Raw genomic sequence first — 19,576 nt, 5'->3', positions numbered from 1 at the left:
TGAAACATTCCGGCTCATCGGTTCTGGCTTTCTATCAGTCGTTGGCGTGCCCTGCGAACCACCGGACTACGCGGGAGACCCGGGAACCTATCGACAGCGCTGAAACCACGTACCGGGTGTGATCATGGCACAAAACCGGCCTTCCCTGAAGAGAAGTTCATGGATGGGCCGCCGGATTCAGGGCGCTGCCATGACCGGATCATCTTCCCCGGATGAGGTCCCCGCCCACGGTACGGGCAGACAATGGTCGGACTTGCGTGTGGCGGGTCCGGCTGCCGCAATCCATTTCGGAAAGGAGCCCCCAGTGGCCAGAGCACGCCCGATCCTTGCAGGACCGATCGCAGCAGGAGTAGCCATCGCACTGCTCACCGGTTGCGGCGCATCCAGCCCCGGCACCAGCGTCAGCAGCGCCAGAGCGGAGAAGAACGTTTCGCAGGCCTGCGCTGCTGCAAGCGCCTTCGCCGCGTCCCTGACAAATTTCAAACAAACACTAAAACCGGGCGCCACGATAGACCAGATCAAATCGGCACGAGAACAGGTCGCGAAGACCTACGACGACCTGGTCAAGGCCGGCCAGGACGTGGCCAAAGACGAGATGGACGCCCTAAAGACGGCAGAAAACAAGTTCGACGCGGCCGTCAGAGCCGTCCCGGATGACGCCACCCTGACCCAGGCGGCCGCCTCACTGCGGGACGACGCCGCCAACGTCCAGGCCGCAGTCAGCGACCTCCAGACGGCGACCAAATGCTGACTCCCAGGCCTCTCCCGGGAGGCCAGCTGCCAGCCTCGGACCCGCCCAGGCCGAGTTCCCGTACAACAGCGTTCTTACCGAAAGCAGGGAAGTTGACATGAGTTTCTGGGAAGACTTTTGGGATATTTTCTGGTGGTTCTTCGTCGTTTACGCGGTCATCGCCTTCCTCTGGGCGTTCTTCGTAGTCATCGGCGACCTGTTCCGCGACGACCAACTGAGTGGCTGGTGGAAAGCCCTCTGGATCCTCTTCCTGGTCTTCGTGCCCTTGCTGGGCGTGTTGGTCTACTTGATTGCCCGCGGTAAGGGATTGACGGAGCGGTCCATGGAACGGGCACGGGCGAACCGGGAGGCCTCGGATGCCAACATTCGCAGCGTCGCTACAGCGAGTCCGAGCGAGGAGATCGCCAAGGCCACGGCTCTTCGGGACTCCGGGACTATAAGCGCTGACGAGTTTGAGAAGATCAAGGGCAAAGTACTGGCCTGACAGCCAAGAATTCCTACGGGGCGGAGACGCTGATCAAGGCCCGGCAATCCACGGTATGCGAACGCGGGCGTGGAATCCTCACCGGGCCGGAAGACCGTGGACTTTCCCGTTCCGGCTGTTCGAAAATCAATATGTGCCCCTGACCGAGCAGTACGGGCTCTTCTTCGAACGCGACCTCCCGCCGCGTCGTTCCCTGCGCACCGCCTGGTTGCTGGCGTTGTTCCTGGGCTTCACCGGCGCGGACCGGTTCTACCTTCACAAGCCTGTCACCGGCACCCTGAAGCTGTTGACGCTCGGGGGAGCGGGCATCTGGTGGCTCATTGACCTGTTCCGGATCACCAACGAATTCGCCGCAGACGGTGCATCCATGCCACTTTTGGGGACCAACTCCCAGCGCCGCGGCCTGCGCCTGGCCTCGATCGCCGTGGCCGCCGCCCTCGTGGGTGAGGTGGTCTACGTCACCGCGGCCCCCGTCACCGGGACAATCACGGCCACTGTTACCGGCCTGAACGAACTGCTGAACCCGGCCCCGCCGCCACCGGTGAAAGAGTTGGTCACGGTCGCGGAGGCCTCCGCCACCAAACCCCCTGGGCCGGTGGTGACGGTAACCGGCAACCTCCACATTGAGTACACCTTCACGGGGCCGGCCGTCGTCTACCTGCAGCCCGCGAAAGGACCCGCCCTCACCGTTCTCTCCCTGGTCAAGGCCCGTGCCGGGGCGATCGGCGTCACCCTGCGGCCGGGGATCTACACACTGATCATCAGCACTACGGGCACCCTCTGGCACCTCACGGCCGCGGAATACCGGCTTCCCCGGTAGCAAGTGCGCTATGGGCCGACGCGGGAGGTGCCCCCGAGTCTTCCATATGGCGCGTCCATGGCCGAATCAGCCGGCCCCCACCGTGCCGACCATGGACGGAACCCAAATGAGAACGGCCGGGCACGCTGTGGGCGTGACCGGCCGTTGTTCGGGAGTTATTCGGGGTGGATTTACGACCGCGATTCAGTAAGAGCCGGTGCGTTCTCCAAACGTTGCGCTGGCGGTTGTGCGCGCCGGTTGAGCCACATCTCGAAGACGTCGCTGGTGTGCCATTCGAAGGAGGCGAGCACTGGTGTGCCGTTCTCGTCGTAGTCGACCTCGTCGAAGTAGAGCAGAGGGACGCCGTCCTTGACCTGCAGTTGCGCGGTTTCTGGGGGTCCGGCGAGGACGGGGAGGAGCTTGGCCCGGCCGTTTCTGACCCCGTGATTGAGGTTTTCGAGCAGGTCGAACAGCGACGGGCCTAGGTTGCCCCGGATCGCTTCGGGCACGAGGGCCAGCGGCACCCGGTCCACGCTGTAGACGACGGGGCGGTCATCGGCGAACCGGACCCGTTCGACGACCACGACCGCGGCTCCGCGGTCCAGGCGGAGCCGGGCTCGGTCGCTGTCGTCTGCGGGCTGCACGCTTTGTGAGATGATCCGGATGCTGGGGGTGAACCCGGCGGCCTGGATCATCGCGGTGTAGCTGACGTTTAGGTCCAGGGCGTGGCGCTGCGGGACCCGGGTGACGTAGGTTCCCTTGCCGTGGAGGCGGGAGAGGTACCCGGCGTCGATCAGGGCCCGGTAGCCTTCGCGGACGGTGGCCCGGCTGACGGCGAACTTCACGGACATTTCGTCTTCGTTGGGGAGCCGGTCGCCGACCACATACGTGCCGTTGCTGATGAGCTCGGTGAGTTCATCTCGAACCTGTTCTGCAAGATTTGGCCGGCGACTTGCCATGGTGTCCTCCCTGTGACGATGATTCCAGTGTACTGGCGGCCGGGTTAGACCCTGGCGCCGTCGTGCGCGAAAGCCAGCGCGGTGCGGACCTGGGACACGACATCCTTCTCACCGGGGAGCTTGCCGTCGAAGATGGCCGCGCCGATGGTGAAGCCCCAGACGCCGGCTTCGGCGAGTCCGCGGATCTGGGCCTCGGTCACGACCGAGCCCGCGGCGATGGTGGGCCCGTCGACGACCTTCGCGACGGCGGCGGTGAGTTCCAGCGGGTCAACGGAGGCGTGGCGGTAGGCGAGCAGGTCCACGCCGTGGACGCCGTCCATTTTGGAGAGTTCGGCGGCGTGCGCGGTGATCTCCTCGATGGAGCCCAGCAGCGCGCTGGGGTGCCCGGCGACGCGGCCCGGGAAGGGGGCGAACTTGATGCCGGTGCCGGCGAGCTTTTCGACGGCTTCGGCGGCGAACTTGCCGCCCACGATCCAGTCCACGCCGGCGGCGATGGCGGCGTCCACGGATGCCATCTCATCGGCCTTGTCCACCGAGACGATCTCCAGGTAGACCACGAGTCCTGCGGCGTGCGCGGCGGCGGTCAGCTCGCGGGCCTTCTCCGGGGTGGCGCCGACGTCCTTGAAACCGATGTGGCGCAGCCCGGTGTCCTTGACCTGCTCGAGAACCTCGAGGGCGTTGTCGACGGTGCGGTCGTTGTGGGTCAGCATGAAGATGAATTCAGACATTGTTTTGTTCTTTCTTGGTGTTTGGTGTGGAACGTATTCGGGGTTGGGCGTTGAAGGTTGGGGCTTGTTAGGTACTTGGTGCCCCGGCGCGGTCAGGCTGCGATGAGCCCGCGGACGTCGTCGAGGACGTGGGTTGGGTGGATCGTTGAAGCGGCGAGATGGTCATTCGTTGTCGCCCCGGACATCACGAGTGCCGAGGCCATGCCGGCGTTCAGGCCCATGGCGACGTCGGTCAGCAGCCGGTCACCGACCATGACGGCCTGGTCGGCCGGAACTCCGAGCCGGTGCAGGAAGGCGTTGGCCATGTGGACGCTCGGCTTGCCGACAATCGCCTCGGCACGGCCGCCGGTGCAGGCCTCGATTGCTGCGAGCATGGCTGCGCAATCGGGGAGGCCTCCGTCCGGGGTGGGGCAGTACGGGTCGGGGTTCGTGGCCACAATGACGGCGCCGGCGTTGACCGCCTGGTATGCCCTGGTGAGTTTGTCGTAGTCGAAGGTCCGGTCGAAGGACACGACGACGACGTCGGTCTCCGCCGGGTTTTCGGTCACGGTGAACCCGGCGCAGCGCAGCGAGTCGATGAGGACCGGCTCGCCCACCGCAAGGACCCGGGCCCCGGGATGCCGGTCGGCCAGGTACAGGGTCAGGGCGTCCAGGGCCGAGATCACATCTTCTGCAACTGCCGGGATGCCCAGCTTGGTCAGCTTCGCCGCGTAGGCCTCGGCGGTCTCGAGGGGTTTGTTCGTCACAAACACCACCCGGGCGCCGGATTCGCGCAGCGCTGCCACGACGGCGTCCGCGCCCTCGATGAGGTCATCACCGAGATACAGGGTGCCGTCCAGGTCGAAGGCGTAGCCCCGGTACAGCGGGGTTGTCGCGGGCCGGGTCGCTTCTTCTTTGGCCAGTAGTTGAACGGGCATCTTTGCCCTCCTTTCGGCTCTTGTGGAGCCTCTAATACAAGTCTAACGTTAGACGTCTGACGACTCAAGTTTGAATGCGGTCTTGCTGAAACTTTTGTGCGGTAAGGCGGTGGGGTGCCGGGCGGGGGCTGCTGGGTTGCAGCGGCCCCCGCCGGGCGGTCAGACCTGTTGGGTCAGGCTTCTTCGGTCAGAGCGTGATCGGTCAGTGCCAGTTCTTCTTCGGCGGTGTAGTTGCCGACCCGCTTGCGGCCGACGGCGAAGTAGTAGGCCATGAACAGGGCCACCATGACTGCGGCGATGACGAATGCGAGCGGGAAGCTGACCAGAGCGGCGGGGATCAGGATCCCGGCCAGGACCAGGGCGATCCACATGGTGACGCGTCCGCCGCGGGCCTTGTAGGGGCGGTGCAGCTCGGGGCGCTTCTTCCGCAACACCAGGGCCGCCGCCATCATCAGCATGTAGGACACAGCCGCGACGAGCACCGACAGGGTGACCAGGACCGGGATGGCGTCCGGGAGGATGGTGGCGCCGAGGACGACGAAGACGAAGCCGACGATGCCGGGGACGACGAGCGAGCCGATCGGGGCGTGGTGCTTGTTGAGCTTGGACAGCCACGCCGGCAGGTAGCCGGCCCGGGAGAGAGCGAAGGTCTGGCGTGAGTAGGCAATAACGATCGCGTGGAATGAGGCGACCAGGGCCGCGAGGCTGAAGCTGGCGATCACCGGGACGATCCAGGTCTGGGAGCCCACGACGTTGGACAGGGCCACGGTCAGCGGGGCAGCGGCTCCGGGGAAGTCGGACCCGCCGACGCCGGCGGCGACAGTGAGGGTGCCGATGCCGACCACGGCGAGGGTGATGAAGGCCATGATCAGGGCTTTGGGGATGTCCTTGGCGGGGTTCTTGGTCTCCTCCGCCGCCATCGGGAGGCTTTCGATGGCGAAGAAGAACCAGGCGGCGAGCGGCAGGGTGGCCCAGAGGCCGCCAATGCCGTTGGGCAGGATGGCACCGCCGGAGTAGGCGTTCAGGTTATCCAGTGACATCTTCGGAGCACCGATGACCATGAAGACAATGAGGCCGATGACCGCGACGGCAGTGAACACGAACTCGATCTTCATGGAGTTACCGGCACCCAGCAGGTGGACCACCGTGGAGCCGATGTAGAGGACCGCGGCGCTGACCAGGATCGGTACGTCGGGGAAGAGGACTTGGACGTAGGCGCCGACGGTCAGGGCCACTGCGACCGGGGCAAATACGAATTCGAGAAGAACGCTCACCCCGGCGAGGTATCCCCAGACCCGGCCGAGGGCTGTGCGGACGTAGGCGTAGGCTCCGCCGGCATGCGGTACTGCTGCAGACAGTTCGCCGATGACCGTTGAGAGGCCGGCGTAGAGCAGGCCCATGATGGCGATCGCGATCAGGTAGCCCCAGTAGCCGGTGAGTCCGAGGCCTGCGTTCCAACCGTAGTAGTCGCCGGAGATTACGGCGCCGACGCCGATGCCCCACAGCAGTACGGGTCCTGCCACTTTGGTGAGGTGTTTCTTCTTGCCCTCCGCCTGCACGGGGGGAGTTGTAACTGTTTGTGACACTGACCTGCTCCTTTGCGGGTTGTATCAATCATCGGCACCACGGGACATGGACCGTCTGATATTTGGCGAGGAAGCCCCGGGGACAATCCGTGGCTGGGTGGCGGCTGGAACATCAACGTTCCGGCGCCGGGGTGATACGAACGGCTGCCGGCGGGCGGCGGCCTGGTTCTTCTCTGACGTCTTCGGCAGGGAACTTGTCCGGAACGGGCCTTCGTGGCCCTCTTCATCAAGCATACCAAGTCGTTAGACGTCTAACAAGAAAAAGTTTTCACGAGTTTACCGGGATTGGTTCTGCCCGGAGTGGTGGTGCTTATGGTGACGTCGGCGAAGCCAGTGAATCAGCGACGTCACCGGGAGCTGGCCGGCGGGACCGCGGGATGCCGGGCTTGAACATTAGGGGCCCGGCACCGCGGTGGTTACAAGCGGACGCCGGCCGCCGCGTGAGTGGCAGGCGTGGCATTCCTCATGACGGCATTGGCAGAGAAATCGTTGGGTAGAGAGGTCGCTTCCCGTTGGAGGCGCACAAACTCCTGATAGTGCTCCAGTTCGTCGTCGACCTCTTGTGCAGTCCAACCCATGGCCGGGGCCACGGCGCGGGCGACCTCGGACGCGGCCTCTTCGCCGAAGTCCTTGGATTCGATGGAAATGCGCAAGCGGCGCTCAAGGATGTCCTCCAGGTGAAGGGCGCCCTCGTGCGTGACCGCGTATAGCGCTTCTGCCAGAAGGGCGCCGCCACCGCCGTAAATCTCCAGCCCGAGCACTGGGTTCTCAGCCACAGGCTTCAAGACCTCTGTCGCCATGTTTCCGTAGCGACCGACCAAGCGTGCTGCGTGACTGGGCGGCAGCCCGAGGGTTTCGAGCACGTAGGCGCAGACGCTTTCAACATCGGCGGCAACGAATTTCTCGGCGCCGAGAAGGGGCAGGTCCAGCGTTTGCGAGGGGCGGGCAGTAATCCGCCCCTTTGTCGCCGCGTCCACAGCGTCTTTTGCCATGACGCGGTATGTGGTGAGTTTGCCGCCGGCGATGACCGCGATGCCCTCGTGGGGCACGTCAACCACGTGTTCCCTGCTCAGTTGCGCCGTGGAGCCTGCCGTGCCTTTCACCAGCGGGCGGAGTCCGGCGTAGACGCCGAGAATATCCTCGTGGACGATCGGGAATTCGAGCACCTTGTTGACATGATCGAGCAGGTACTGAACGTCGGCGGAGGTGGCGGAGGGGTTCGTCTTTCCGAGGTCCCATGGCGTGTCGGTAGTGCCGATGATCCAGTAGTTCCCCCAGGGGATGACGAAAAGGACGCTGGCCCCTGCCCGCAGGATCAATCCCATCGTTGACGGGAAACGATCACGGTCAACGAGGATATGAACGCCCTTGGACATGGTCACTTCCACTGCAGAGTCGATGCCGATCATGGTTTGCGATTCGGCAGTCCACACGCCCGTGGCATTGATGATGGAGCGTGCCTGCACCTCGAACCGCTCGCCTGTCTCTTCATCCGAGACGAGCACCGTATGGTTTGCGCTGCCGGTGCCGGGCAAGATCTCCGCGGCGCCGGCGCGATTCATGGCATGGACGCCCCGTGACACCGCAGTGCGAACGATGGTTGCGACCAGCCTGGCGTCATCGACCTGGGCATCAAAGTAGCTGATTCCTCCGCGGCAAGCAGCGCGGTTCAGGCCCGGCAGTTCAGCCCGGACACGCTTGCGGCTGAGGTGACGATGCAATCCAACGCCCGGGTGCCGGCCGCCTGCATAGCTGAACAGGTCATACAGGGCCATCCCGGCACCCACGTACAGCCGCTCAATCAACGGGGTGGTGACGGGATAGAGAAACGAGACAGGCTTTACCAGGTGGGGTGCGATTCTTCGCAAGAGAAGCCCGCGCTCCACAAGGGCTTCCTTGACCAGCTTGAAGTTGAGCTGCTCCAGGTAGCGGATTCCCCCGTGCACCAACTTGGAGGACCGGCTGGAGGTCCCGCTGGCCCAGTCGCTCTTCTCGATAATGCCGACCGTGAGTCCCCGCGATGCTGCGTCCAATGCCGCACCCGCGCCGACAACGCCGCCGCCAATAACAAGCACGTCGAGCACCTGTGACTTCATCGCGGCGCGGGCTGATTCGCGTTGCGCAATGTTGAGTCGCCCGGTTCCGGGGGGAGTGGCGGACTTGCTCATTCTGGCCTCCAAGGGTCTGCCTGCCTTCGCCGGCAGGTCTCAATAGGGATTATTCGTTAGACGTCTGACGAATAAAAATACTTGTCGTTTTGCGAGGTATTGGTTGTGCTCATGTGACGTCATCAGGCCGGCCGGTGGACCGCGTGGTCCTTGCCGGCGGCTGCCGGGGCGCCGCGTTCCCGGGACGCCGGGTAGTGCACCGGAAACGCGGCGGGTGGTGCCGGGGGTTAGAGGCCGGCGCCGATCCGTTCTGCCTCGGCCAAGGCTGCCAGGACATCGGTCGCGGTCCATGCGCCGGTGAGGTAGGCGAGGTCGGCGATGTTGAAGCGGTTGCGCATGAGGTGGCAGTTCGTGAGGGCCCAGATAACGTCGTCCTCTTTGCTGGCGTTTTCGAGCTCGGAGAACCGAGTGGGTGCGCCGGCCGCGCGAAGCGCCGCGACGATGGCTTCCGGTTCTCCCAGCAGGCCCGAGAGTACCTCGGCGTGTGCTGGCCAGGATCCGGCCGCTTCGCGGATTTTCGTTCCGGCGTCGACGGCGCGCAGGTGTTCGAGCTTTTTGGAATAGTCGGACCAGCACTCGTTGCTCGTGGCGCCGGCCTCATCCATCCAGTCAAAGGCCTCCCGCACGGTGCGCTCCGCGTCCGCCGAATCGGGGAGCCGGAGTGTGCCGATACTTCCGGCGCTGAGCCGTTCGTTCATCTTTCGCCACAGAATGGCGACAACGACGGTCGCTACGCCCACCTGGGCACCGTGGTGGGCGGTGTCCTTGCCCCGGGCGGCGTTGGCCATGTCCAGCATGTGGCTCACGACGTGTTCCATCCCGGAGGAGGGGGAGGTCTGTCCCGCGACGCCCATCGAGATGCCGGAGAGGGTCACGAACTTGGCCAAGGTGGCCAGGGACTCGGGATCGGAGGCCCCCACGCCTTCGGCCAGGCCCAGGAGTTCGGCGCCGTGGCGGCGGGTCATCGTCGCGGCCTCGGCTGAGAAGCCCCGGTCCATCCCGACTAGGGAGGACAGGTACCAGTCCGCGGGGGCGGTGAACATGGAGATCATGTCGCCGAGGCCGGAGCGGTTCAGCAGGGCCGGGGCGCCCTCGAGGACGTTGCTGTCCACGACCAGGGCGCTGGGCCAGCCGGAGTGGGCGGTGCGCTTCACGCCGTTGATGAGCAGCACGGACTGGTCGTCGGCGAAGCCGTTGACCGAGGCGGCGCTTTGTACGACGACGTGGGGCCGGTTCCCGGCGGCGACCTTGCCAATGTCGCATAGTGTGCCCGAGCCGATAGTGACGACAACGTCGGCGTCCTCGCAGCCGGCAGTCGCGGCGCTGACCGTCGCTTCGTCGGCGTGGACGTGGCCGGGGAGGACGACTTTGGTCACTGTGCCGAGGGCTTCCAGGAGACCGGTGACGGCGGGCTTGAGGAACGCGCCGGAGCCGGTGGTGTACTCGTCCTCGTCGGTGAGCAGCGCGATGTTGTTGTGGGCCGGCAGGGCGGCGACGATGTCCCGGACGGAGTCCAGCACGTCGGGGCCGATGACGACCTGGTCGAGGCCGACCAGCGGGTGGGTGAGGTAGTGGTCCAGGTCAGACGAGAGCGTCATAGCGTAATTCCTTCTGGGAGATTGATTCAACTGCGTCGAAGAGAGAGCGGTATTCCTGGTAGGCCGATTCAAGGGCCTCGACGTGGGCCGGTACGGGATCGATGGTGACGGGATCAAGCTCGACGACGGCGTCGACTGCTGATTCGAGGCTGGGGAAGGTGCCTGCGGCAACGGCGGCGAGCAGCGCCCCACCCGTTGCGCTGGTCTCTTCGGTCAGCACCTTGGCGATCGGCGTCCCGCAGAGAGTCGCCTTCGCCGAAAGCCACAGCGCGCTGCGCGCTCCGCCGCCGACGACCCGGACTGACTGGGCCAGGCCCATGGCGTCGATTCGGTCATAGATGTCCCGGAACGCGAAACAGTTCGCTTCGATGATCGCGCGGGCCATGTCGGCGGAGTCATGGTTCATGGACAGCCCGGAGAACGTCCCGCGCAGCCCGTCGTTCCACCGTGGCGCCATCGATCCGGTCAATGCCGGGATGAAGCGGACCCCGCGGGCCCCCGGCTGTGACTGGGCGGCGCGATCGAAGAACTCCTGCTGGCTGATGCCCAACACATTTTTGGCAAACCACAACGTGTTGCCGCCGGAGACGAAACCGGGGTTTTCGATCAGATAGGTGCCGTCGACCGCGTGCGCATGGGTTTCGACGAGTTTGGTCTCGTCGAAGACGGGTACGTTGCTCGAGACGCCGACCGGCTCGGCCGTGCCCAAGATGTCGACGACCACCCCGGGGCGGACGCCCCCCGCGCCCAGGCATGCGGCGTGGTCATCACCTGTGCTGACCACGACTGCGCAATTCGTGGTGAGACCGAGCGCTTCGGCGGCCTCCGCGGTCAACGTGCCGGCCACATCGGTGGCCCGGCCAATTTCCGGGAGCTTTGCCCGGTCAAGCCCGGCTGCGTCGATGAGTTCATCGCTCCAGTCGCGCGCCACGACGTCGTACAGCAGGGACGATGAGGAGTTGGCGTGGTCCTGAATGGACCGGCCGGTCATCCAGGCGACGGCGTAGCCGCCAACCGAAGGCAGCGACGCGGCCTGGCGGTAGACACCAGGCTCGTTGTCGGCCAGCCACATGAGCTTGGGCCCCGTGTGCGAGGCGTCCAGGTTCAGCCCCGTCCGGGCGAAAAGCCTGTCCGGATCGATCGCGCGGCCGAGCCGGGCCACCTGGTCGGTTGCACGCCGGTCAAGCCAAATAATTGCCGGCCGCAGCGGGCGCATGTTCCCGTCAATGGGAACCACGCCGTCCACCTGACTAGAGAGCCCAATGTGTGTCACGTCGGCCGGCTTGACGCCCGTCTGGGCCAGCACCGCGCGGACACTTGAGGCGATGCCGTTCCGGTAATGCGCCGGGTCCTGTTCAGCCCAGCCACTGTGCGGATGCGCCATTGCGTAGCCAGTGTTTGCTGTTGCGACGATGTCGCCCTCCGATGACATGAGCACTGCCTTGGCGCTTTGCGACCCGAGATCACATCCGATTACATATCCCATGAAATACTCCTTTGTATCCCAGCGGCCTTCCCCCAAAGCCATCACATCTGCGTGAGTCGTCAGACGTCTAATAACTAGGGTAGAGGGGTGTTCTGCAATCCGTCAACTCAACGGGCCTACCGGCCGCATCGGGCCTCTCGGCAGCAGGCCGCCTCGGCCGTCGGCGCCCAACCACCAACCGCAGTGGAGCGAGTAAACACCCTGCCGGTACGCTCCGGATTCCGCCTGTTTCCGCGAGGCAACAACTGCCTCAACGGCGTGACGTAATCCGCCCATCAGCAGAGGACCGCGCCGGGGGAGTGGATCAGCCGGAGTACGGTGCCGGGCGCAGATCCATGTGGAAACCGGCGGCCGGGTTGAACGGTAAACGTCACGGCCTCAACGTTGGGAATCCAGCCCAATAAGCAGCGCGCCGAGCAGCCTCACACCGAAGCCGGTTGCTCCGGCCGGAGTGACTCCGTAGCCGGCTGAAGCCCAGGCCGGTCCGGCAATATCCAGATGCGCCCACGGGATCCCTTCGGGAACGAAGGCCTTGAGGAACATTCCTGCCGTCAGGGTCCTGGCCGTGGAACTTCCGGGAAAGTTGCTGTAGTCCGCCACCGCAGAACGGAGCTGATCCTCAAGATATGCAGGCAGGGGCATCGGCCACACTGCTTCGCCGGTTTCGGCGGCCGCGTGGACAATCGCTTCCTGCAGATCATGGTCGTTGGAAAGGAGGGCTGCCGTGCGATCGCCCAGGGCATGCACGGCGGCATAGGTGAGCGTGGCAAGATCCACTCATGAAGCAACTGCTCTCGACCCTCAACTGACTTCCCCCGAACTTGCCACTCCGCTTGAAAGGAACACACCTTGTCGACCGACAACAGCCTGACTTTGACCGTCAAGAATGCCTTGATCTTCGACGGATCCTCCGCGAAACTTGCCGCCGGATCCGTACTGTTCAGGGACGGGAATATCGAGGCAGTCGGGGACGTGAGCCCGCAGGGCAACATCATCGATGCCGGCGGAAAAGTGCTGGTGCCGGGCCTCATTGACGCACATTTCCACGCCTACGCAGTGGGCCTGGGCGGTCTGGAGGTCGAACGAAGCCCCCTGAGCTATGCCGCCATTGTCGGGACCCAGCGGCTGGGTGCCGCACTGCACCGCGGATTCACCACCGTCCGGGACGTTGCCGGCGGCGACATCGGCCTGGACCGCGCCATCAAAAGCGGCCTGTTCGCCTCACCAAGGTACTACTTCACCGGCCCGGCCCTGAGCCAGACGGGCGGCCACGGGGATCCCCGTTCGGCGGACGTGGACATCTGCTTCAGCCACGGCCACATGTGTGCGGTCGTGGACGGGGTGGACAATCTCCGCAAGGCGGTCCGCGACCGGTTCCGCACCGGCAGCCACGCCATCAAGATCATGACGTCGGGCGGGGTGGTTTCGCTGACCGACCCCATCCGGCTTCCCCAGTACTCGGCAGAAGAAATCCGTGCCGTGGTGGACGAGGCTTCGCGGAGGGGGAGCTACGTTGCCGCCCACGCCTATTCGCCGGAGGCCATCAAGCACTCCATTGAGAACGGCGTTCGGTCAATTGAACACGGAAACCTCCTGGACAGGCAGACGGCGGCACTCATGGCCGAACTCGGCAGCTTCCTGGTTCCCACGCTGGCTGCCTACCATGCCATGGACCGCAGGGGTGAGGCGCTGGGGCTGAATCCCATCTCCCAGCGAAAGAACGCCGAGGTGCTCGAGTCCGGCAAGGCGGCGATCAACCTGGCACTGGATGCCGGTGTCAAGGTGGGCTTCGGTTCCGATCTGATGGGCGAACTGGAGGACGACCAACTGACCGGTGTGCGGCTTCAGATCGAGGCCGCCGGCGTCCTGGAGACGCTGCGTTCAATGACTGCGGTGAACGCCCAGATCCTCCAGAACCCTGACCTTGGCCGGATCGCCCCCGGTGCTGCGGGGGACGCCCTGATCCTGGACGGCAACCCGTTCGATGACCCGGCCGTTTTATGGGACGGGCAGCGTCCGCGGACGGTCATCCAGCACGGGCGCATCGTTTCCGACGCAGGAAAGCAATGACCCTGCCCTTCCTGGACGCGGCGTCGCTCTCAGGGTTGCTGACCCCGGCAGCTTCCGTGGCGGCCCTTGGAGCTGAACTGCTGGACGGACTGGATCCGGAAAAGGACGCGCCCCGGCTGTTCAGTCCGCTCGGTGCCGGCGAATTCCTGCTGATGCCGGCGGAATCCAGCGGCTATGCGGGAATCAAGGTGCTCACCGTCGCCCCGGGCAACCCCGCACGGGGTGAGCCAAAGATCCAAGGCAGCTATCTGTTGTTTGATGCCCGGAGTCTAGCGCCGCTGGCGGTCTTGGACGGTGCTGAGCTGACGTTGATCCGGACGTCGTCCGTCACCGCCATGGCCATCAAGAACATGCTGGCAGCAGATCCCCGGCGGACTGCCGGTACGGCTTCGATCGGCCGCCTGGCCGTGGTCGGAACGTCCTTGCAGGCGGATCGGCACATCCGGGCAATCACGGAAATCTGCGACGTCGCCGAGGTGGTTGTGATCGGCCGCCGCGATGAGGCCGCAGCTCAGCTGGCCGCCAAATGGTCCTGCCGCGGCAGGACCGCCCGCGCCGGCAGCCACGCGGACATTCCAGGCGCGGACGTCATCGTGTGCGCCACCTCGTCCTCGACCCCGGTCCTGGACAGTGCTGCGGTGGCGGATGGCGCCATAGTTGCCGCCATCGGGTCGCACGGCCTCCACGCCCGGGAAATCGACCCTGCCCTGGCGCGTCGTGCCGACGTGGTGGTTGAGGGCAGGGCGTCGGCCATGCAGGAATCAGGCAACCTGATTCCGGCCAGATCCGTTGAGGAATGGAATGAGCTGCCGTTGACCAACCTGGCGGAGCTCATTGCGGGCCGCTTCACACGGCGGCCGGACGCGCCCGCCCTCTATACAGCCGTGGGGATGTCCTGGGAGGACATTGTGGTGGCGTCCCGGGCGTTCGAGCTCGCCTCCGGAACTCTCCAGGAGCATCCCGGAGCTGGGTGAAGCGGGCCTCCCTCCCAGACTGGCGCGGCCAGCGGCCGCGCCAGTCTGGGGTGCGCGGCCGCCGTCGGGGGTTCGTTACCGCGGGAGCCCAGTGGCTCGCTCCTTGCCTGCCCAGGCAGGAAGATCCCCGGAAACCCGGGGATCTTCCTGCCTCAAGTCACGCAGGCAGTGCTGTCACACTGTGGGGGCGATGTTCTGGTTCAACCGGAATAGATTGGTGGGATCGTATTCGTTCTTCAGCTCCACGAGCCGCCGGTAGGTGTCTGCCGGGTATGACGCCCGGACGAGCGCGGTATTCGCTTCACCTGTGAAATTCACGTAGGCCGCCGCATCCGGGCCGAGCGCGGACGTCACGCCCCGGGCCCATTCGACGACATCCGCGAAGCCCTCCGCCGTCGGCGTGCGCGCAATAACATTGACGATGAATTCCTGGTCCCGGAGTGCGAAGGCCGTTGCTTCGGCAGGAACCCGGCCTACCGCGCCGCCGAGGTGGTGCAGGTGGATCTCCGTCATGGCGTTGGGGAATGCTGCAAACGAGTCCAGCAGGACGCGCATGGACGCGTCGTCGGCGCCGGGCAGAAATGCCGAGCGGAAATAGTTGTGCACGCCCCGCGGGTACAGCGGATCGAGCGCCTGCTGCCACCCCGCGTACGGGTTGGCCGCGAAGACATCCGCGATGACCGTGCCCAACGACCGGAAGGGCGCGGTGGCGGCCTCGCCGGCATCGAGATCTCCGGACCAGCACCCTCCCACGGCGATGACCGGCTTGCCGTGCACCGATTCTGGCAGGAACGGGACCGGCGGCGCCGTGGTCATGTTGACCAGCGTGGTCAGCTCATCGGGGGCCGCCGCGCAGGCAGCCCGATAGCCGCTCAACACCTGCTCCGCCTCTTCTCCGGGGTAGAAAACCAGGCCGGACAGGACGACGGGCCCCACTTCGTGCAATTGATACTCGAAGGACGTCACCACACCGAAATTGCCGCCGCCGCCGCGCAGCCCCCAAAACAAATCGGGGTGCTCGTCCGCACTGGCGTGAACAAACTGCCCGTCAGCGGTGACGACGTCGGCGCCGACCAGGTTGTCGCTGGCCAGCCCGTGCTTGCGCACGAGCCAGCCGATGCCGCCGCCGGTGGTGAAGCCGGCGATGCCGGTCGAGGACACCAGGCCGCCGGTCACCGCAAGCCCGAATTGCTGGGTCTCTGCATCCACGTCCTTCCACGTACACCCTGCCTGTGCCGCCACGCGGCGGCGGGCACGGTCCACCTGGACCCCCTTCATCAGCGAAAGGTCCAGCACGATACCGTCGTCGACGGTGGAAAACCCGGGGATCGAATGGCCACCGCCGCGAACCGCCAACGGCAACCCCTCGCTGCGCGCGAGATCGACCGTGCGGATCACATCTGCCACACCCGCACAGCGTGCGATGAGCGTCGGGCGGCGGTCGTGGGCCCCGTTCCAGATGCTGCGTTCGTGGTCGTAGTCCGCGTCCCCTGGCCGGACGACTGTGCCGCGCAGGCCCGCGGCAAACTCGGCGATGGTGGCCTCGCCGATGCGGGTCGGCCCAGTCTGCGTCGTTGTCACGATGCGTTCCTCCTGATTGCTGATTGTTTGTCAGATCCATTTGCCAGATCCAGGAATAACGCTAGTGAACCGTCCTCAACGAGCACTCAACGCCGTCTCAACATCATCATCCGAGTCCCGCCTGCGCAGTGCGGCCAGCCGCTGACCGGCGATGAGGCATCTCGTTTGGTCGAAAATCGCCCCAGCCCTGTCAATTTCGCGGGCCGCCCGATGTGGGTCGCCGAGCTCGTTGGATAGTTCTGCGACCATCAACCGTTGCCAGCCAGTGTGTCGCCGCCACGGGGCGACCCTTTCCGCTGCCTGCCTGTACATTTCCCGCGCCGCCCGGACCTCCCCAGAGATCAGTTCGGCGGCACCGAGAATGGTCAACGTGGCGCCCATCCCCACCTGATCTCCCGCGGACTCGAACCCTGAGAGGCAAAGCCGAGCGTCTGTCAGGCCGCGGTCGATGTCACCACCCATGGCGCGGAGCAGGGCGATATTGATCTCGGTCAGCAGCTCGCCGCGCCGGTCGCCCAGGCCGAGCCGCAACTCCCGCGCCAAGGACAGGGCCTCATCGGCCGCACTGTAGTCGCCACAGTCGCGCAGAATGCAGCCAAGTTGATGAAGTGTTTGCGCCCTAGCAAGGTCATCTCCTAACTCGGCGAAATGTTCGGCTGCATCCGTGATGACGGATATCGCAGACTGCGTGTCTCTCGAAAGCCTGGCCGCGTAGCCGATCGCGGACAGCACGTAGCCTTTGGCTTGGACAACGCCAACCCGCCGGCCCAACAGCAGGGTCTCCTCGACGCAGGGGACCAACCGTCCGGCAATCGGGACAAGTTGCAGGCTGGGCGTGATTACCGGCAGGAAGGGTGGAGTGCTGGTGCCAGACTGTGAGAGTTCGCTCAGGCAGGTGTTTAGGTGACGGGCGGCGAGTGGTCCGTCCTCCCGGGACAACGCACACTGGCCGAGCAGCCAACTGCTGGCAGCGCAATGTTCGGGTCTGCCACCCTCGACCGCCTCGGTGTGCACGTCGGCTGCCAGCTGTTCGGCCTCTTCCAAGTCGAAAGTGCTCCAGGCGAGCGAGGTCTCAATGAGCCGGGCCATCACCACTTCGTCAGGGTTGCCGATCTCCCGCATAATTGCCAGGGCCTCCGCTCCGAGCGCCCGATGCCGATCTGCGCGGCCCTGCCGGCTGTCCAGCCCGGTCAGGCCGATTAGGGCGGCCGCGCGGGACCGGGTCGCGTCGGGAGCCACCGTCAAGGCACGCTCGACCCAACGTGCTCCCTCGACCGCGTGACCGCGGACGAACCAGAACCGCCACAGGCTGGCGGCGAGCCGGAGCGCGGTCTCGGGCTCGTGGGCGCACGACCAGCGCAGCGCAGCGCGCAGGTTGTCGTGCTCGCGGTCGAGCACCTTCGGCTGTTCGATGACCACCCCGGTGGCCCGTTCGGGATTGTGGGATTCGGCGACGGCAAGGAAGTAGGCGCAATGCGCGGCCGCCAGTTGAGCCGCCTCACCTGCATGATCGAGATTCTCGTGGCCAAACTGGCGGACCGTCTCCAATTGCCGGTATCGGGTCTCGGCGCCCCTTCTTTCGGTGACCACCAAGGACTTGTCCACCAGCTTGGCCAACAGGTCGAGCAGTTCGATCCGCTGGAGGGGCGCGTCGGCGCAGACTGCTGCCACGGCGTCGAGGGTGAAACCTCCCGCGAACACGGACAGCCGGCGCAGCAGAACCTGCTCCGGTTTGGTAAGCAGTTCGTGGCTCCATTCCAAGGTGCCACGCAGCGTCTGGTGCCGCGTGACGCCGCTGGTTCCCCCGCCGAGCATGGACAAAGCATCGCCCAATCTCTGGACGATCTCGGCGGGTTCGAGTACGGCGGTTCTGGCCGCGGCCAATTCCAGGGCCAGTGGCATCCCGTCGAGCCGCCGGCACAACTCTGTCACCCCCTGCGCGTTGTCGGCGTCGAGAGCGAAACCCGGCCGGACTTGCGCTGCCCGCTCAACGAAAAGCCGGACAGAGGGCAGACGGCCCAGCACGGCCAGGTCGAGACCGTCGGTCTGCAGGGGCAGGGGCAACGACGGCACCCGGTAGGTGTACTCCCCGTCGGCATGGAGTGGCTCCCGGCTGGTGGCCAGCACTTTAACCCCAGGGGATCCGTCGAGTAGTGCGACGACGAGTTGCGCACAGGCCGCCAGCAGGTGTTCGCAGTTGTCCAGCACAAGGAGCAGCGAGCGTCGCCGCAGTTGGTCGACCAGCGCTTGCACGCGGTTTGGTGCCGCGCCGGAATCCAACCCGAGGACCTCGGCTACGGCATCGGCCACCAGCAGCGACTCCCCGACGGCCGCGAGGTCGACAAACCAGACTCCGTCCACGTACTCAGGACGTACTGTCTTCGCAGCCTCCAATGCCAGTCTGGTCTTGCCGCTGCCGCCAGCCCCGGTGAGGGTGAGCAAGCGAGCATGGCCCATCAGGCGCTCGACGTCAACGAGCTCACGCTCGCGCCCGATGAAGCTTGTCAACGGGGATGGCAGATAACCGATGGCATCGTCGTTGCCGGTCACGCCGGTGGGCTGGTGGAGGCGTTCCTCGGGCGGCGAGCCGGTCAACAACTCCCGAAACAGTCCGGTCGTCCGGGTGTCCGGGTCGGTCCCGAACGCGTCGAGGAGTTCGTCGACCAGCCGCTCATATCGTGCCAAAGCTTCCGACCGCCGGCCCATCCCAGCCAGCACCATCATCTGCGCGCGCACAGCCCCCTCGTGGATGGGATCGGATTCGAGCGCATGGGTGAGGATGACCAACGCTTCCTCCGGCGCGCGCTGCGCCACCGTGGACGCCAGTTTCACCAGTACTTCGCAGTGGATTTCCCGGAGCTCATCGCGGCGTGTCGTCAGCCAATCCGTATCCGGCAGCTCCGGCAAAAGGTCACCACCATACAAATCGGCTGCATCGCGCAGGCTTGCCTCGACACCTGCAGCCAACGCTGCCGCGGCAGAACGCTCGAACTGCAGGACATCGACATCGACCGGGCCAGTGTCATCCAGCACCACCACTTCACCGCGGACTGCGAGCAGGCCGTCGCTGCCGGCTCCAGCGCTGGCGAGCGTACGTCGAGCGACGTACAGGGTCTGATGCAGATTCCGTGCGGCGGCCACCGGCTCCATGTCAGGCCATAGGCGGTCCAGTACCTGCTCGCGCCGGCCGCGCTGACCACGCGCCAACGCCAGCATCGCCACCACGGCCTTTGCCTTGTGCAGCCGCCAGTGGCTGTTCTCGACGGCGTTCCCGTTGACGTACACGGTGAACGAGCCGAGAAGCTGGATGCGCAACCCGCTTTGGGTAGGCTTCATGGTTCTTCAGTATCCGCCCGCCTACCCGCGTTGTCGAACAACGAAATTTCCCACACGCACGCTGCCTTGGCGCACTCTGTGAGCGGCCCACCACTGGCAAGCAAACCGCCAGAACCACAGCAGCCAATCGCCGACGACG

General features: G+C 65.4%; 15 protein-coding genes. 5 read left to right on the top strand and 10 right to left on the bottom strand.

All coding sequences use genetic code 11. The features are described 5' to 3' along the window. The first annotated feature begins 304 nt into the window (after positions 1 to 304). The 3 genes from AC1DDO_RS01510 (at position 305) to AC1DDO_RS01500 (ending at position 2,055) form a co-directional block, all read left to right on the top strand. The gene (locus AC1DDO_RS01510) at positions 305 to 751 is read left to right on the top strand and encodes a hypothetical protein (protein ID WP_476866456.1); all 447 of its coding nucleotides are present in this window, start codon (positions 305 to 307) and stop codon (positions 749 to 751) included. A gap of 97 nt (positions 752 to 848) precedes the next feature. After that, positions 849 to 1,235 carry a PLDc N-terminal domain-containing protein gene (locus AC1DDO_RS01505; protein ID WP_476866455.1) on the top strand — a complete coding sequence of 129 codons (387 nt, stop codon included), beginning with the start codon at positions 849 to 851 and terminating at the stop codon, positions 1,233 to 1,235. 133 nt (positions 1,236 to 1,368) lie between these two features. Then, a complete protein-coding gene (locus AC1DDO_RS01500; RefSeq protein WP_476866454.1) occupies positions 1,369 to 2,055 on the top strand; it encodes a TM2 domain-containing protein in 687 nt (228 codons plus the stop codon). Positions 2,056 to 2,225: 170 nt separating this feature from the next. Here the strand turns inward: AC1DDO_RS01500 and AC1DDO_RS01495 are convergent, their stop codons facing one another. The 8 genes from AC1DDO_RS01495 to AC1DDO_RS01460 form a co-directional block, all read right to left on the bottom strand. Beyond that, a complete protein-coding gene (locus AC1DDO_RS01495) occupies positions 2,226 to 2,993 on the bottom strand; it encodes a GntR family transcriptional regulator (RefSeq protein ID WP_476866453.1) in 768 nt (255 codons plus the stop codon). 44 nt (positions 2,994 to 3,037) lie between these two features. Next, positions 3,038 to 3,721, bottom strand: coding sequence for a hypothetical protein (locus AC1DDO_RS01490; RefSeq protein WP_476866452.1), 684 nt, complete (start codon positions 3,719 to 3,721; stop codon positions 3,038 to 3,040). Positions 3,722 to 3,813: 92 nt separating this feature from the next. Then, positions 3,814 to 4,638 carry an HAD-IIA family hydrolase gene (locus AC1DDO_RS01485; RefSeq protein ID WP_476866451.1) on the bottom strand — a complete coding sequence of 275 codons (825 nt, stop codon included), beginning with the start codon at positions 4,636 to 4,638 and terminating at the stop codon, positions 3,814 to 3,816. Positions 4,639 to 4,811: 173 nt separating this feature from the next. Then, positions 4,812 to 6,224, bottom strand: coding sequence for an ethanolamine permease (gene eat, locus AC1DDO_RS01480; RefSeq protein ID WP_476866450.1), 1,413 nt, complete (start codon positions 6,222 to 6,224; stop codon positions 4,812 to 4,814). Between the two features lie 416 nt (positions 6,225 to 6,640). Further along, positions 6,641 to 8,392: a glycerol-3-phosphate dehydrogenase/oxidase gene (locus tag AC1DDO_RS01475; RefSeq protein ID WP_476866449.1), complete on the bottom strand. Its 1,752-nt coding sequence runs from the start codon at positions 8,390 to 8,392 to the stop codon at positions 6,641 to 6,643. Positions 8,393 to 8,619: 227 nt separating this feature from the next. Next, positions 8,620 to 9,990, bottom strand: coding sequence for an iron-containing alcohol dehydrogenase (locus AC1DDO_RS01470; RefSeq protein WP_476866448.1), 1,371 nt, complete (start codon positions 9,988 to 9,990; stop codon positions 8,620 to 8,622). Next, positions 9,974 to 11,476, bottom strand: a complete 1,503-nt coding sequence (locus tag AC1DDO_RS01465; protein WP_476866447.1) for a xylulokinase — start codon at positions 11,474 to 11,476, stop codon at positions 9,974 to 9,976. The genes AC1DDO_RS01470 and AC1DDO_RS01465 overlap by 17 nt, the downstream gene beginning before the upstream one ends. A gap of 378 nt (positions 11,477 to 11,854) precedes the next feature. Then, positions 11,855 to 12,253, bottom strand: coding sequence for a M17 family metallopeptidase (locus tag AC1DDO_RS01460; protein ID WP_476866446.1), 399 nt, complete (start codon positions 12,251 to 12,253; stop codon positions 11,855 to 11,857). A gap of 72 nt (positions 12,254 to 12,325) precedes the next feature. Between AC1DDO_RS01460 and AC1DDO_RS01455 the strand changes: the two genes are divergently transcribed. Then, positions 12,326 to 13,546 carry a metal-dependent hydrolase family protein gene (locus AC1DDO_RS01455; RefSeq protein WP_476866445.1) on the top strand — a complete coding sequence of 407 codons (1,221 nt, stop codon included), beginning with the start codon at positions 12,326 to 12,328 and terminating at the stop codon, positions 13,544 to 13,546. Further along, positions 13,543 to 14,520, top strand: a complete 978-nt coding sequence (locus AC1DDO_RS01450) for an ornithine cyclodeaminase family protein (protein WP_476971288.1) — start codon at positions 13,543 to 13,545, stop codon at positions 14,518 to 14,520. The genes AC1DDO_RS01455 and AC1DDO_RS01450 overlap by 4 nt, the downstream gene beginning before the upstream one ends. A 174-nt stretch (positions 14,521 to 14,694) precedes the next feature. Here the strand turns inward: AC1DDO_RS01450 and AC1DDO_RS01445 are convergent, their stop codons facing one another. Continuing rightward, positions 14,695 to 16,101: an FAD-binding oxidoreductase gene (locus tag AC1DDO_RS01445; protein ID WP_476866443.1), complete on the bottom strand. Its 1,407-nt coding sequence runs from the start codon at positions 16,099 to 16,101 to the stop codon at positions 14,695 to 14,697. A 75-nt stretch (positions 16,102 to 16,176) separates the two neighbouring features. Next, entirely contained in the window at positions 16,177 to 19,437 is a 3,261-nt protein-coding gene (locus AC1DDO_RS01440; RefSeq protein ID WP_476866442.1) for an ATP-binding protein, read from the bottom strand. Positions 19,438 to 19,576: the final 139 nt, after the last annotated feature.

The organism is Arthrobacter sp. 10N43, assembly GCF_056394525.1.
Note: the sequence above shows the minus strand (reverse complement) of the source record. Positions and strands in the feature narration are given on the sequence as shown.

Coding starts and splice junctions, on each gene's coding strand:
- AC1DDO_RS01475 (WP_476866449.1), bottom strand. CDS start 8,392: ATGAGCAAGTCCGCCACTCCCCCCGGAACCGGGCGACTCAACATTGCG.
- AC1DDO_RS01470 (WP_476866448.1), bottom strand. CDS start 9,990: ATGACGCTCTCGTCTGACCTGGACCACTACCTCACCCACCCGCTGGTC.
- AC1DDO_RS01485 (WP_476866451.1), bottom strand. CDS start 4,638: ATGCCCGTTCAACTACTGGCCAAAGAAGAAGCGACCCGGCCCGCGACA.
- AC1DDO_RS01495 (WP_476866453.1), bottom strand. CDS start 2,993: ATGGCAAGTCGCCGGCCAAATCTTGCAGAACAGGTTCGAGATGAACTC.
- AC1DDO_RS01450 (WP_476971288.1), top strand. CDS start 13,543: ATGACCCTGCCCTTCCTGGACGCGGCGTCGCTCTCAGGGTTGCTGACC.
- AC1DDO_RS01465 (WP_476866447.1), bottom strand. CDS start 11,476: ATGGGATATGTAATCGGATGTGATCTCGGGTCGCAAAGCGCCAAGGCA.
- AC1DDO_RS01505 (WP_476866455.1), top strand. CDS start 849: ATGAGTTTCTGGGAAGACTTTTGGGATATTTTCTGGTGGTTCTTCGTC.
- AC1DDO_RS01490 (WP_476866452.1), bottom strand. CDS start 3,721: ATGTCTGAATTCATCTTCATGCTGACCCACAACGACCGCACCGTCGAC.
- AC1DDO_RS01440 (WP_476866442.1), bottom strand. CDS start 19,437: ATGAAGCCTACCCAAAGCGGGTTGCGCATCCAGCTTCTCGGCTCGTTC.